Source organism: Ruegeria sp. R13_0 (genome assembly GCF_017743995.1).
Lineage (GTDB): Bacteria > Pseudomonadota > Alphaproteobacteria > Rhodobacterales > Rhodobacteraceae > Ruegeria.
The window spans coordinates 44,731-57,316 of the sequence record NZ_JAGHRB010000004.1 but is presented as its reverse complement, the minus strand read 5'-3'; the positions used below and the strand labels follow the sequence as shown (position 1 = coordinate 57,316).

General features: G+C 60.5%; 12 protein-coding genes. 7 read left to right on the top strand and 5 right to left on the bottom strand.

Annotation, left to right across the window (positions count from 1 at the left end):
* Window positions 1-84 precede the first annotated feature (84 nt).
* Together J7394_RS06355 and J7394_RS06350 are read right to left on the bottom strand one after the other, a co-directional pair.
* Window positions 85-1,035, bottom strand: coding sequence for an AraC family transcriptional regulator (locus tag J7394_RS06355; protein WP_209251691.1), 951 nt, complete (start codon window positions 1,033-1,035; stop codon window positions 85-87).
* Window positions 1,036-1,145: 110 nt separating this feature from the next.
* Complete coding sequence (locus J7394_RS06350; RefSeq protein ID WP_170459390.1) at window positions 1,146-2,012, bottom strand: branched-chain amino acid aminotransferase; 867 nt, start codon at window positions 2,010-2,012, stop codon at window positions 1,146-1,148.
* A 159-nt stretch (window positions 2,013-2,171) separates the two neighbouring features.
* Between J7394_RS06350 and J7394_RS06345 the strand changes: the two genes are divergently transcribed.
* From J7394_RS06345 to dxs, 6 genes are all read left to right on the top strand, one after another.
* Window positions 2,172-2,684 (top strand): MarR family winged helix-turn-helix transcriptional regulator, encoded by a 513-nt coding sequence (locus J7394_RS06345; protein ID WP_209251690.1) that lies wholly within the window; start codon window positions 2,172-2,174, stop codon window positions 2,682-2,684.
* The gene (locus tag J7394_RS06340) at window positions 2,681-3,382 is read left to right on the top strand and encodes a response regulator (RefSeq protein WP_170379735.1); all 702 of its coding nucleotides are present in this window, start codon (window positions 2,681-2,683) and stop codon (window positions 3,380-3,382) included. The genes J7394_RS06345 and J7394_RS06340 overlap by 4 nt, the downstream gene beginning before the upstream one ends.
* A gap of 69 nt (window positions 3,383-3,451) precedes the next feature.
* Window positions 3,452-4,378: a histone deacetylase family protein gene (locus J7394_RS06335; RefSeq protein WP_209251689.1), complete on the top strand. Its 927-nt coding sequence runs from the start codon at window positions 3,452-3,454 to the stop codon at window positions 4,376-4,378.
* The gene (locus J7394_RS06330) at window positions 4,375-4,617 is read left to right on the top strand and encodes an exodeoxyribonuclease VII small subunit (protein WP_170484940.1); all 243 of its coding nucleotides are present in this window, start codon (window positions 4,375-4,377) and stop codon (window positions 4,615-4,617) included. The genes J7394_RS06335 and J7394_RS06330 overlap by 4 nt, the downstream gene beginning before the upstream one ends.
* Window positions 4,618-5,484, top strand: a complete 867-nt coding sequence (locus J7394_RS06325) for a polyprenyl synthetase family protein (protein ID WP_209251688.1) — start codon at window positions 4,618-4,620, stop codon at window positions 5,482-5,484.
* A gap of 16 nt (window positions 5,485-5,500) precedes the next feature.
* On the top strand, window positions 5,501-7,429 hold the full coding sequence (gene dxs / locus J7394_RS06320) for a 1-deoxy-D-xylulose-5-phosphate synthase (RefSeq protein WP_209251687.1): 1,929 nt from the start codon (window positions 5,501-5,503) through the stop codon (window positions 7,427-7,429).
* A gap of 9 nt (window positions 7,430-7,438) precedes the next feature.
* Here the strand turns inward: dxs and J7394_RS06315 are convergent, their stop codons facing one another.
* Complete coding sequence (locus tag J7394_RS06315; RefSeq protein WP_247748095.1) at window positions 7,439-7,858, bottom strand: hypothetical protein; 420 nt, start codon at window positions 7,856-7,858, stop codon at window positions 7,439-7,441.
* Window positions 7,859-8,201: 343 nt separating this feature from the next.
* On the opposite strand from J7394_RS06315, the gene J7394_RS06310 reads away from it, so the two are divergent.
* Window positions 8,202-9,170 (top strand): glycosyltransferase family 2 protein, encoded by a 969-nt coding sequence (locus J7394_RS06310; RefSeq protein WP_209251686.1) that lies wholly within the window; start codon window positions 8,202-8,204, stop codon window positions 9,168-9,170.
* Window positions 9,171-9,173: 3 nt separating this feature from the next.
* Here J7394_RS06310 and J7394_RS06305 read toward each other — a convergent pair whose 3' ends face one another.
* Both J7394_RS06305 and J7394_RS06300 read right to left on the bottom strand, forming a co-directional pair.
* Window positions 9,174-11,417, bottom strand: coding sequence for a glycosyltransferase family 2 protein (locus J7394_RS06305; protein ID WP_209251685.1), 2,244 nt, complete (start codon window positions 11,415-11,417; stop codon window positions 9,174-9,176).
* Window positions 11,417-12,457 carry a glycosyltransferase family 2 protein gene (locus tag J7394_RS06300; protein ID WP_209251683.1) on the bottom strand — a complete coding sequence of 347 codons (1,041 nt, stop codon included), beginning with the start codon at window positions 12,455-12,457 and terminating at the stop codon, window positions 11,417-11,419. The genes J7394_RS06305 and J7394_RS06300 overlap by 1 nt, the downstream gene beginning before the upstream one ends.
* Window positions 12,458-12,586 lie beyond the last annotated feature (129 nt).

The window sequence follows — 12,586 nt, the reverse complement described above, 5'->3', positions numbered from 1 at the left end:
AGATCAAGAATAGGAACTGACTTGAGAACGCAGCAGCCCAGATCGTTTGCAAAATATTGCAGATCGTTCAGAAGTGTTGGCGGATCAGTGCATTTCTCGATAGGCGGCCGGCGATACTCCGACCTGTTTCTTGAACACCCGCGAAAACGCCGCCTCAGACGCATATCCGGCCTCGGCTGCGGCGTCGGCCACGTTCCAACGCCCCTCGGTCAGACCGTGGCAGGCGATCTGCATCCTCCAGTCCGTCAGATATTGCATCGGGGTGGTTCCCATCTTCTCGGCAAAAAGCTGGGCAAAGGCCGTGCGCGACATAGCTGCCTCATTGGCAAGGCTGGCCACGCTCCATTCCTGCGCGGGGGCTTGGTGGAACGCGGTCAAAGCGCGCGAGATCCGCGGGTCGGCAAATCCGGCCAGGGCGTCATCGTCAGGGCTTTGATGTTCCAGATAGGCCCGGATCGCCTGCGCAAACAGCACTTCGGACAGTTTCAGGGCAATCAGGTCGCCGCCAATCCGCGCTCCGGACACTTCTGAGCCGATCATGCGCAGGGTGGCCTCAATCCACGATCCGCCTTCTTCGCCGTAATTCTGGATCAGGATGTAGGGCGGCAATCGGTCAATCAGCATATGACCGGTGCCATTCCGGCCAGCCGGTCCCGTGAAGGAAAAATGCCCACAGATCAGTTGGGTATCGCGTTCCTCGTCCCCGCCGCCATAAACCAGAACGCCGTCACCGGTATAGCCCGCGATGTCGAGGACCTGTTCCAATGGCAAGGCGTCAAATGGCCTGACCTCATTGCACAGCAGCGCATGTTGCGCACCATGCGGGATCACGATCAGGTCGCCCTGTTTCAGACGCACGGTCTCACCGGATGCCGGGATGTGGACCTTCAGCTCTCCGCGTTGGACGAAATGAAACCGGGCCACGTTTTCAAAACCGGGCACCTGAATCCCAAAAGGCGGGGTGAAGGAGGTTCGGAAATAGAACGTACCGCGCAGGGACAGGCGGGTGAGGATATCGCTGAGTAGGTCCAACATAGGACAAAGATACAGCGCAGGGCGCCAAGGTCCATGCTGTTGAACGATCTGCAAGACACTCTGCACGATCTGCAACAAAAACCCCGCCGAAGCGGGGGTTCAAGGTCTTATCAGGCGCGAACGAGTTTCTCGTAATCTTCCGCGATTTCGCGGGTCAGATCGCCAACCTCAAAGGTGTAGTCGCCGATTTGCCCGACCGGAGTAACCTCGGCCGCCGTACCGGTCAGCCAGCATTGTTCAAAATCAGCCATTTCCTCGGGCTTGATGCGGCGCTCATGCACGGTAATGCCCTTGTCTTTCAGCATCTGGATGACGGTCTGGCGGGTGATGCCGTTCAGGAAGCAATCCGCCAGCGGAGTGTGGACCTCACCATCCTTGACGAAGAAGACGTTGGCCCCGGTGGCCTCGGCCACATAACCGCGCCAATCCATGAACAGCGCATCCGAGCAGCCCTTAGCCTCGGCCTTGTGCTTGGAGATGGTGCAGATCATGTAGAGGCCCGCCGCCTTGGCGTGAACCGGAATGGTCTCAGGGCTGGGGCGTTTCCATTCGGCGATGTCCAGCTTGGCACCTTGCATCTTGGCGTCGCCGTAGTAGGCCCCCCACGGCCAGACGGCGACAGCCATCCGCACGGGGTTCTTGGCCGAGGCCACGCCCATATCCTCGCCCGAACCACGCCAGACCAGCGCGCGGACATAGGCGTCCTTCAGGCCGCTGGCTTTCAGGGCCTCTTCCTTGGCGGCCTCGATCTGATCCACATCGTAGGGCATCGGCATGTCCAGCGCCTCGGCCGAGGCGATCAGACGTTCGGAATGTTCCCGGCTTTTGAAGATCTTGCCGTTATAGGCGCGCTCGCCTTCGAACACGGACGAGGCGTAGTGCATCGCATGTGTCAGGATGTGGACATTGGCCTCGCGCCATGGGACCAGCTTGCCATCCAACCAGATGGTGCCATCACGATCATCATACCCCGCCATGCGAAACCTCCTGAACCGGGTTGAATTTGCGAATGTTGCGCTAGTTAGGACCGGAGCGGACACAATCTTGCGCAAAAACTGCGATTCGATACCTGTCTGCCCTTGGAATGTCAATAAGGCTGACTTAAACTACAGATCGTGTAACACATGAGGCATGAAATGTCCGAAATCCGCCCCGCCCCGGTATTTGGGGGTGAAAGCCTGTTATTCCTAACCGATGAGCAGTTGCGGCAGGGGATTGAGGCGATGTTTTTCGCCTATCGGGGGTTCACGGCGGACCCGGATCGAATCCTGTCGGACATGTCTTACGGGCGGGCGCATCACCGGGCGATCCACTTCATCAACCGCGCCCCCGGCACAACGGTAAACAACCTGCTGGCCATTCTGGGGGTGACGAAACAATCCCTGAACCGGGTGCTAAGGACCCTGATCGAAGACGGCATGGTCGAAAGCCGGGTTGGGACCGTCGACAAGCGCGAGCGGCATCTGTTTCTGACGGGAAAAGGCCGCGCACTTGAGGCGACATTGTCCGACGCCCAGCGCGCGCGGATGCGGGCCGCCTACAAGGATGCGGGGCCCGAGGCCGTGGCCGGTTTTCGCAAAGTACTTGAAGCAATGATGGATGCTGATATGCGTCATGCTTACAAGAAGTTGCGGGATACGACCTCATGAGCGATATGGATGCCCACCTGCTGATCGTCGATGATGACGAGCGCATTCGCGACCTGCTGAAAAAATTCCTGATGCGGAACGGGTTTCTGGTGACCGCCGCGCGCGACGCGGCGCATGCGCGTCGTGTGCTGTCCGGGCTGGACTTCGACATGATCGTTCTGGATGTGATGATGCCCGGCGAGGATGGCGTGAGCCTGACCAAAGCGCTGCGCGAGACCCACAGCACTCCGATCCTTCTCCTGACGGCGCGTGGCGAGACCGAGCATCGGATCGCTGGGCTTGAGGCCGGGGCCGATGACTATCTGGCCAAACCGTTTGAGCCGAAAGAGCTGTTGCTGCGCATCAACGCCATTCTGCGGCGGATGCCCGAAGCTCCCGCTCAGGACGCGGCAGCGAAAATCCTGACCCTTGGCCCGATCCGCTACGACATCGAGCGTGGTGAAATGTGGCAGGGCGAGGACCCGGTGCGTCTGACCGCAACCGAAAGCCAGTTGATGAAGATCTTCTCGGCCAAGCCGGGTGAGCCGATCAGCCGGGCAAAACTGGTCGAGGATCTGGGACGCGACAAGGGGCAGGCGCAGGAGCGGGCCGTCGACGTGCAGATCACGCGGTTGCGCCGCAAGATCGAACAGGACCCCAAACAGCCCCGATACCTGCAAACCGTTCGCGGAGCAGGGTATATGCTGGCACCGGATTGACCCGGCCGCTGAGCGGCGATTTTATGCCTTCGGCGAGGATATTTTTAGCCAGATGAAGAGGGGATCCCGATGAAGACGGCCTTGTTGACCCATGCAGATTGTCTGGGCCATGTGACCCCGGATGGTCACCCTGAGCGGGTGGCGCGGCTGGAGCATATTCTGCACGCGCTGGAGGCTTTGGATCTGGACCGCAGGACCGCTCCGATGGTGGCGGATGACGATTTGCTGCGGGTTCACCCTGAGGATTATATCCGCGATATCCGGGCCGCGCAGCCTGCCGAAGGGTTTACGCAGATTGATGGGGATACCTTTATGTCTCCGGGCTCGGTCGATGCCGCGTATCGCGGCGCTGGGGCCGTTGTTCGGGCGGTGGATTTGGTGCTGTCTGGCGAGGTTCCGAATGCATTCTGCGCCATTCGGCCTCCGGGGCATCACGCAGAGACCGACAAGGCGATGGGGTTTTGCCTGTTCGGCAATGCCGCTTTGGGTGCCAAACATGCGCTGGATCATCACGGGCTGGCCCGTGTTGCGGTGGTGGATTTCGATGTGCATCACGGCAATGGCACGCAGGACCTGCTATGGGACGAGAAACGCGCGCTCGTGATCACCAGCCAGCAGATGCCCTTGTGGCCCGGCTCCGGTCGCCCCGATGAAACCGGGGCCTATGATACGGTTCTGAACATCCCCCTGCCACCCGCAAGCGGTGGGGCTGAGATGCGCGCAGCCTATGAGGCGCAGGCCTTCCCGCGCCTGAGAGCCTTTAAGCCCGAACTAATCATTATCTCGGCCGGGTTTGATGCCCATCAGGACGATCCACTGGCCAATCTCAACTGGTCCACACGAGATTTCGCCTGGATCACCGCCGAGCTTTGCAAGATCGCCGATGAAGTTTGTGAGGGCCGTATCGTCTCGACTCTGGAAGGCGGGTATGATCTGAACGCATTGGCCGAGGCGACACACGCCCATGTGGAAGAACTGATGAAGGCAGCACGATGACCGATACCCCCGTTGAGCAGATGACGTTTGAACAGGCAATGAAAGAGCTTGAGGCCGTAGTCGGCCAATTGGAACGCGGTGATGTGGCGCTGGATCAGTCGATTGCCCTCTATGAGCGCGGCGCGGCTTTGAAAAAGCGCTGTGAAGATGAGTTGAAGCGCGCTGAAGAGAAGGTCGCCGCCATCACACTGGACGCCAGCGGGCAGCCAACCGGGACGACTCCAGTCGAAGGTCAGTAAATGTTTCGCGACAGGCTGGCGCAGGATGCGGCGCGGGTTCAGAGCCATTTTGACCTGGTTCTGGGGGAACTTGACGATCTGGATGTGACGCGGGCCATGGCCTACGCCACCGAAGGCGGAAAGCGTCTGCGGGGGTTTCTGGTACTGGAAAGCGCGCGCCTGCATGGCGTTGAGGCTGCTCAGGCAATCTGGCCCGCGACAGCGATTGAGGCGTTGCACGCCTATTCCCTCGTCCATGATGACCTGCCCTGCATGGATGATGATGACCTGCGACGAGGGCGCCCGACGGTCCATGTAAAATGGGACGAAGGCACCGCCGTTCTGGCCGGGGATGCTTTGCAGACCCTGGCGTTTGAGCTTTGCACGCGGCCTGACGTCGGCAAGCCCGAGATTCGCGCCGAACTGGCGATGACTCTGGCCAAGGCAAGTGGGGCGCAGGGTATGGTTCTGGGTCAAGCGCTGGATATCGCGGCTGAAACGGCCTCTGCCCCGTTGTCGCTGGATGAAATCACACGGCTGCAAGCGGGCAAGACCGGGGCGTTGATCGACTGGTCCGCCTGTGCGGGCGCTCGGTTGGCGCAAGCCGATCCGACCCCGTTGCGCCAATATGCCCAAGCCCTTGGGCTTGCTTTTCAAATCGCCGATGACATCTTGGATATCGAGGGTGACGCCGAAAAGGCCGGAAAACGGCTGCAGAAAGACGCGGATGCGGGCAAAGCAACCTTTGTTTCGCTTCTGGGACTGGATGCAGCCAAGGCCCGTGCAGCTGAGCTGGTAGGCGAAGCCTGCGCCGCGCTGGATGGATATGGGGCAAAGGCTGAAACCTTGAAGGACGCTGCTCGCTTCGTTATTGCCCGGGACAGCTAAGCCAGGAACGCGCCAAATGTCTGACCGTCCGAATACGCCACTGCTGGACCTCGTGAACCGCCCTGCGGATCTGAAGCAGTTCTCGGACGCGCAACTGCATCAGGTGGCGCAGGAATTGCGGGCCGAGACGATCTCGGCCGTTTCGGTCACCGGCGGGCATCTGGGCGCAGGCCTTGGTGTGGTTGAGCTGACGACGGCGTTGCATGCGGTCTTCGACACACCGCGCGACAAGATCATCTGGGATGTGGGGCATCAGTGCTATCCGCACAAGATCCTGACCGAGCGCCGCGACCGTATCCGCACCTTGCGCATGAAAGATGGCCTCAGCGGCTTCACCAAGCGCAGTGAAAGCCCCTATGACCCGTTTGGCGCGGCGCATTCCAGCACCTCGATTAGTGCCGCATTGGGCTTTGCCGTCGCACGCGATCTGGGTGGCGTAACGCCCGAGGGGCTGGGTGATGCGATAGCGGTGATCGGCGATGGCTCGATGTCTGCGGGCATGGCGTTTGAGGCGATGAACAACGCAGGCCACCTGCGAAAGCGCCTGATCGTGATCCTGAACGACAATGAAATGAGCATCGCGCCACCCGTGGGGGCGCTGTCGACCTACCTGTCACGCATCTACGCCGAGGAACCGTTTCACGAGCTGAAGGCCGCCGCCAAAGGCGCGGTCTCTCTGCTGCCCGAGCCGTTCCGCGAAGGAGCCAAACGCGCGAAAGAGATGCTCAAAGGGATGGCCGTTGGCGGGACCTTGTTCGAAGAGCTCGGGTTCTCCTATCTCGGCCCGATTGACGGGCATGACATGGACCAGTTGCTGCCGGTTCTACGCACCGTCAAGGCACGGGCGACGGGGCCGATCCTGATCCATGTGTTGACCAAAAAGGGCAAAGGCTACGCCCCGGCCGAGCAGGCCCGCGACAAAGGCCACGCGACCGGCAAGTTCGATGTGGTCACGGGGGAACAGAAGAAAGCGCCCTCAAACGCGCCGTCCTATACCTCGGTCTTTGGCAAAACACTGGTGGAAGAGGCCGCACGGGATGACAAGATCGTAGCGGTCACTGCCGCCATGCCCGATGGTACCGGGCTGAACCTGTTTGCGGAACGCTACCCCTCGCGCTGTTTTGACGTAGCGATTGCAGAGCAGCATGGCGTGACCTTCTGCGCCGCGCTGGCTGCGGGTGGGATGAAGCCCTTCTGCGCGATGTATTCGACCTTCCTGCAGCGCGGCTATGATCAGGTTGTGCATGACGTGGCGATCCAGCGCTTACCGGTGCGCTTTGCCATCGACCGTGCCGGGCTTGTTGGCGCGGATGGGGCCACCCATGCCGGGTCTTTCGACATTGCCTATATGGCCAATCTGCCCGGCATGGTCGTCATGGCCGCCGCGGATGAGGCCGAGCTGATGCATATGGTGGCCACCGCCGCAGCCCATGATGACGGCCCGATTGCGTTCCGCTATCCCCGGGGAGAGGGCGTTGGCGTTGACCTGCCCGAACGGGGCGAGGTTCTGGAAATCGGCAAGGGCCGGCTGATTCAGAAAGGTGCGCGCGTGGCTTTGTTGTCCTTCGGCACCCGTCTGGCCGAGGTTCAAAAAGCGGCCGAGGCCTTGTCGGCGCGCGGCATCACTCCGACCATTGCGGACGCGCGCTTTGCCAAGCCGCTGGACCGTGATCTGATCCTCGATCTGGTCGAAAACCACGAGGCGATGATCACCATCGAAGAAGGCGCCATTGGCGGGTTCGGCAGCCATGTTGCGCAGCTTCTGGCAGACGAAGGCGTGTTTGATCGCGGGTTCAAATACCGCTCGATGGTCTTGCCCGACATCTTCATTGATCAGGCCAGTCCCGCGGACATGTACGCGGTGGCGGGCATGAATGCCGAACAGATCGAAGCCAAGGTTCTGGAGGTTCTTGGCGTTGCGACCATCGGCGAAAAACGCGCCTAGCGGCCTCGTTTAACCCAGTTCCTTCAACCCCAGCCGCACGGCCCGATTGGGGTTTTGTTTCAGAATATGCACGCCAAGGCGGCGGGCGAGGTCCTTGTGCCCTTTCTTGACCGCGCGATTGAAGAGCTCTCGCTGATAGCGCGGGAATTGTCTTCGGGCGCGCAGAAGGGTGTAGAACTCGGCCTCGGTCAGGGTTCCGTTCAACGCCCCCAGAATGATCGGGTGCAGGATACCCATCTGCAGCAGAGACGACCCCAACCGATGCCCCAGTAGCGGCGCGCGCAGATGCGAGACGTTGGTATTCGTGAACCGCGCCGCGTGACCGGCATCCAGCGGCTCATAAGGGTCATAAAGGATCGACACCCGTCGTGCGGCCTGACTGACCTGCGCGGCATCGCCATATGGGCCAGAGAAGTCCCGATCCCACACGGTTTTATAGCGCGTCTCCCACGGGACAACGGACTTATCGACCGTGCTTCGCGGTGAGATCGCAGCCTGGTGCTGCCGGAGAAGAACAGCTGTTCAAACCAACTGAGCGGGCCACCGATCTACAAAGTGCCGACCCCGCGCGTGCGTGCCATCTGCGTATCCTTGAGCCTACGTTTATTTTTGGCACACGCGTCGTTTTCTTGATCCTAAGGTCTTGCACCGCGCTTGGGTACCGCCAGATTACGCAGCAAGCGTGAATAGTTGGCCGGGCGTGACCTTGTTGCATCCTTCGCGCCGCACAGACAAGAACCAGGCGCCTAGGCGGGCAAGCGAGCAGACAGTCATGAGCAACGAGACTTATACAGTCGTCTCCACGATGAAAAACGAAGGCCCATACATCATCGATTGGGTGGCGCATTACAAGACGCTGGGCTTTGACCACATTCTGGTCTGCACGAATGACTGCACCGACCCTACCGTCGAAATCCTTCTGCGGCTGCAAGAGATGGGGCTGGTCACTCAGCATAACACGATCATTCGCGGCGGCGGCATTCACCGTTCGGCCCTGCGGCAGGCCTCGCGCCGCTATGACATCGTGATGGATGCCAAATGGGTCTTCGTCTGCGATGTGGATGAGTACCTGAATATCCATATGGGCGACGGCTCGGCCCGTGCGCTGGTCGAAGGATCCGGTGCGGATGCAGATGTGATTTCGGTCCCTTGGCGGGTCTTCGGCCCGGACCATATCGAGCGGTTCGACGACGCGCCCGTCACCCAACAATTCACCATGGGCGAGCTTGAATGGGACGCAGAGGAACGACCCAAAACTGGTAAGTTCGTCAAGTCCCTTTACACCAACCAGCATAAATTCAAGCGGATGGGCCTGCATGCGCCGGTGTCTTTGGATGAGCATGTCTCGGACACGAAACGTGTTCTGCCCGGCGGCGCGGACTACGTCGTAGATGGCGTCCGCACCGAGAACCCGCCCCTGTTTACCCACGCGCAGGTCAACCACTATGCGCTGCGCTCGATGGAGAGTTTTCTTATCAAACGCGCGCGCGGACGAGCGAACCACAGCCATCACGTGCTGGGCATGGAATACTGGGACAGGTTCAACCTCAACGACGAGAAAGACACCTCGATCGAGCGCTATGCACCCCAAAGCAACAAGCTGGCGGATGAGTTGAAATCGGACCCGGTGCTGGGCGATCTGCATGCGCGGGCGGTCGAATGGCACCGGCGCAAAGCAGCCTCAATGAAGCTGGATCCGGAAATGGATGAGCTGGTCAACGGGCTGAAAGCCGCGCTTTAGGCTCTAATGCTGGGTTTCCCCGTCATGATCGACGGTGAAGAACCAATCCTTGTCGGGGTCACGCTCCAGCACGTCATCCGGAATGGATGAGGGGCCTTTGAGGAACACGTTCGCCCCGAAATGCCGGTGCAGGCGCGAAAGCTTTTCAAGGCGCGCGCCTGTCAATTCCGCGTAGAAAGCGGCGTAGTTCGGCGTGGCTTTCAACTCCGCGATCTTGGCGCGGTGGCGGTCTACGGAATGGGCATGTGCGGCGGCGATCTCGGGATCGCTGAGCAGACGATCCAGCTCGGCCCGCATTGCAGGCACCATCCGCGCGATGGAATGATCCTCGGCGTAGTTGTTATTCATACGGAACCAGTAGGCGAGGCCCTGATCCCGCTCGACATGGTTCACCCGGCCCCGGTCGCGCTTGACCAGAAAGCTCTCGGCCGAGCGGACGGCATAGTGGTTCAGTTGCACCAGATCATAGCCATAGGTGTTGATCGTGGACCGCCAGCCATTGCGAAACATCGAGCGTGGCATCGGCGCGCCGGATCCGTTGACCCAGTTGATCTCCTCCCACAATTGCGGATTGAGGCCCTTGGGGCGATGCACGCCCAGCTTTCGGAACAGGCCGATATTGCGGAACAGCGTCTTGAACCCCCAGGCCTGATGCGGCTTGCGGGCATATTCGGGGGCGCAGCGCTGGAACTGTTCGATAATGGGCCGGTCCTCGAACCCGTGCAGATCGCCATTGCCGAACAACCGCCAGGTCATTGCGATCATGTTGGCGTCAGGTACAGCGGCAAACAGCGCATCCAGAGTACCGTCGCCGCATTTGATGTTCACGTATTCGTCCACATCAATGCAGGCGACCCACGTCGCGTCTTTTACGATCTGCTCATCATCCGCGGAATGCAGGGCCGCGTGCTGCGGACGCATATCCATCTGCCGGAACGGGTTGTCGCGATGCTGAACCAGGCTCTTGCTTTGCAGCATCTCCAGCATCGTATCGGTGCCGTCGGTGCAGTCATTGGTGTAGATCAGGAAATCATCGAACCCGATGGCCCGATGATAAGCGAGCCATTCCAGAATGAACGGGCCTTCGTTCTTCATCGTGGTCACGATGGCACATCGCCCGCGCCCTGTTTCCTTTGACGTGACCGCCAACTCAGGCATCCGCACCGGTTTGTGCCCCCAGGTCGTGGCGGACAATTGCAACAGCGGCTCATGTTCGATCAGAGAGGTCTTGGGCACGATTTTTGAGATCGAGCGTGTTGGGTGCCGCAACAGCATGTGACGGTAGAACCCCATAGTTAGGGTCGAATCCGGGCGCGCATTTCCGACCCTGACCAGCCGCCAGACCGCATCTGGAGCGGATTTGGCTGGCGCGATGCACCAGCGCTGCCGACCGCCCGTCGCATCGAATTGCACGCAGATATGATCGCCGAAATGCGCCTTTTGGCCCGCACGCACGCGCCACGGATAGCAATGCCGCCCGAACAGCGTGATCAACCCGCCCTCGGCTGTAGCGGCTGCGTCGAAGACGGATGTATCTGTTTCGACCATAAGGTCATGCACGTCGATATTTGCCACGGCGCGCGCCTGCGCCAGAAACCGTATGCGCATGATTTCATAGACCGAAAACGCGCCAAGCGGGCTGTTCCATGGGCTGGAGGGCGGGACCTTCATCCGGTCCTTGCCCGGAGACTCGCTAACGCAAAACGGGTGCGCTTCAGGCGGCAGGTCGGGTTTGCCCAGCGGCACAGGGCTTTGGACCATAACCACCTGACAGGGCAAGGCATGGCTCTCCAGACCCTCGCGAAGCGCGGCGGCAAACCCATCCTCGGCACCGGGAGGGGCGCGGTCGAGGACCACCGCCGCCTCAAGCCCCTGCGTTTCGATGTGGTAGGCCAGCCACTGCAACACGATCTCAGCGCTTTCGCCGTTGCGTTGGGCGATGAAGGCGTTCTGCCCCTCAAACAGCCCGCATTCGGAGGGCGCGCAGGTCAGATCAAAGGCCTCCCCGCAGATCGTAAATCGAGGGTGGGCATCCTGCGGCAAGCGATATCGCAGGATGCGCGCGTCGCCCACGGCGCCTGCCTCCTCAGCTACGCTGCCCTCAGGGGGGATGACTTCCTCAGCCGCGATCAAACGATCAAAGAACAACGTGACGACCTGCGCGCCACCATCCTGATGCACAACCGCATCGAGCAGGATCGCGACACCCAAATCTTGACCTGCAAGCCGCCGTTCGATCAGCCCCATCACTCAGCCGCCTTCGACAAAAGCGAGACCTGTCGGCAAACAAACGCAGCCCCCTCTTGAGCGGAGGGCGGGATGCTGTCGACGAGCCCTAGGCGGAACTCCAGCCGCACGGCCTCGATATCTTGCTGCAGGGCCGCATAGCTGGCACGGTGCCAGTTCAGGCAGACCTCATGCGCGGCGGCTACACCGGGCAGGTCCATCAGGTCGGCATAAACAGCCCGGGTCGCATTCATCATTGCGGAAATGCTTGTCTCTTCGACCGTATTCCAATTGCGTTCAGCCCAATAGGTCATCCCGATCTCGCGATCCATGTGGTTCGGCAAACCGCGGGCGCGTTTAACCATGAACTCTTCGCGCGAGCGCAGGGCATAGTGGTTCAACCAGACCTGACGCGCGCCCATAGCTAGACCATAGAGCGAAATCGCACCATCATTTCCCGCGAAACCCGCGGGCAGGTCTGCCCCATCCGGGCCGATCCAGCGCGCGGGTTTTGACGGTCTACTGCGGGGCCGATGCACCCCCAGCTTTTGAAACGCCGCCGGACGGTGGAGCGTTTTGAACAGGTGGCCGAGCGGAAAATGCAGGTCCTCGGGCGCGGCTTGCCTGAACCTCTCGGGCGTTAACCCGCTTTCACGCTTCAACTGACCACCTGCGCCAAAGAACCGCCATGGCAGGGCAAGAGCGTCAAAGGACCCTGATGCTGCCTCGAACCGGGTCAGTAGATCGAGCAGCGAAGCCTCCCGCAGACAAAGAAACTCATCACAGTCGAAAAACAGCGCCCAGTCGACCGAAGCGTAAGCCGGATGATCCGAGGCGTATTTCAACGCCTGCCATTGCACGGCCTTGTTGCCCTTAGGGGTGAAGGGAAGATGCTCAATCCGCGCGTCCTGGGCCAGCGCCTGCAACAACGCATCCGACCCATCCGAGCAATCGTGGCTCAGCACCAGAAACCGGTCGACGCCTGCCGCAAGGTGATGGGCCAGCCATTCCACTAGAAACGGCCCGTCATCCTTCTGACATGTGATGCCCAATAGGGTCATGCATGACCTCTGACTGCTCTTGGTCTTTTCATTCACTTATAGGCGGATCGGAACAGGAAAGCCACGTGGTTGATCAGGGAAGGGAGCCCTTGGGTAGCGCCAAAAAACAACGCCCCGCGTCTGGAGGAA

Bases quoted from the DNA above. Each gene is read 5' to 3' on its own strand.
- J7394_RS06330 (WP_170484940.1), top strand. From the start codon at position 4,375: ATGACCGATACCCCCGTTGAGCAGATGACGTTTGAACAGGCAATGAAA.
- J7394_RS06305 (WP_209251685.1), bottom strand. From the start codon at position 11,417: ATGGGGCTGATCGAACGGCGGCTTGCAGGTCAAGATTTGGGTGTCGCG.
- dxs (WP_209251687.1), top strand. From the start codon at position 5,501: ATGTCTGACCGTCCGAATACGCCACTGCTGGACCTCGTGAACCGCCCT.
- J7394_RS06310 (WP_209251686.1), top strand. From the start codon at position 8,202: ATGAGCAACGAGACTTATACAGTCGTCTCCACGATGAAAAACGAAGGC.
- J7394_RS06335 (WP_209251689.1), top strand. From the start codon at position 3,452: ATGAAGACGGCCTTGTTGACCCATGCAGATTGTCTGGGCCATGTGACC.
- J7394_RS06300 (WP_209251683.1), bottom strand. From the start codon at position 12,457: ATGACCCTATTGGGCATCACATGTCAGAAGGATGACGGGCCGTTTCTA.
- J7394_RS06345 (WP_209251690.1), top strand. From the start codon at position 2,172: ATGTCCGAAATCCGCCCCGCCCCGGTATTTGGGGGTGAAAGCCTGTTA.
- J7394_RS06350 (WP_170459390.1), bottom strand. From the start codon at position 2,012: ATGGCGGGGTATGATGATCGTGATGGCACCATCTGGTTGGATGGCAAG.
- J7394_RS06340 (WP_170379735.1), top strand. From the start codon at position 2,681: ATGAGCGATATGGATGCCCACCTGCTGATCGTCGATGATGACGAGCGC.
- J7394_RS06355 (WP_209251691.1), bottom strand. From the start codon at position 1,035: ATGTTGGACCTACTCAGCGATATCCTCACCCGCCTGTCCCTGCGCGGT.
- J7394_RS06325 (WP_209251688.1), top strand. From the start codon at position 4,618: ATGTTTCGCGACAGGCTGGCGCAGGATGCGGCGCGGGTTCAGAGCCAT.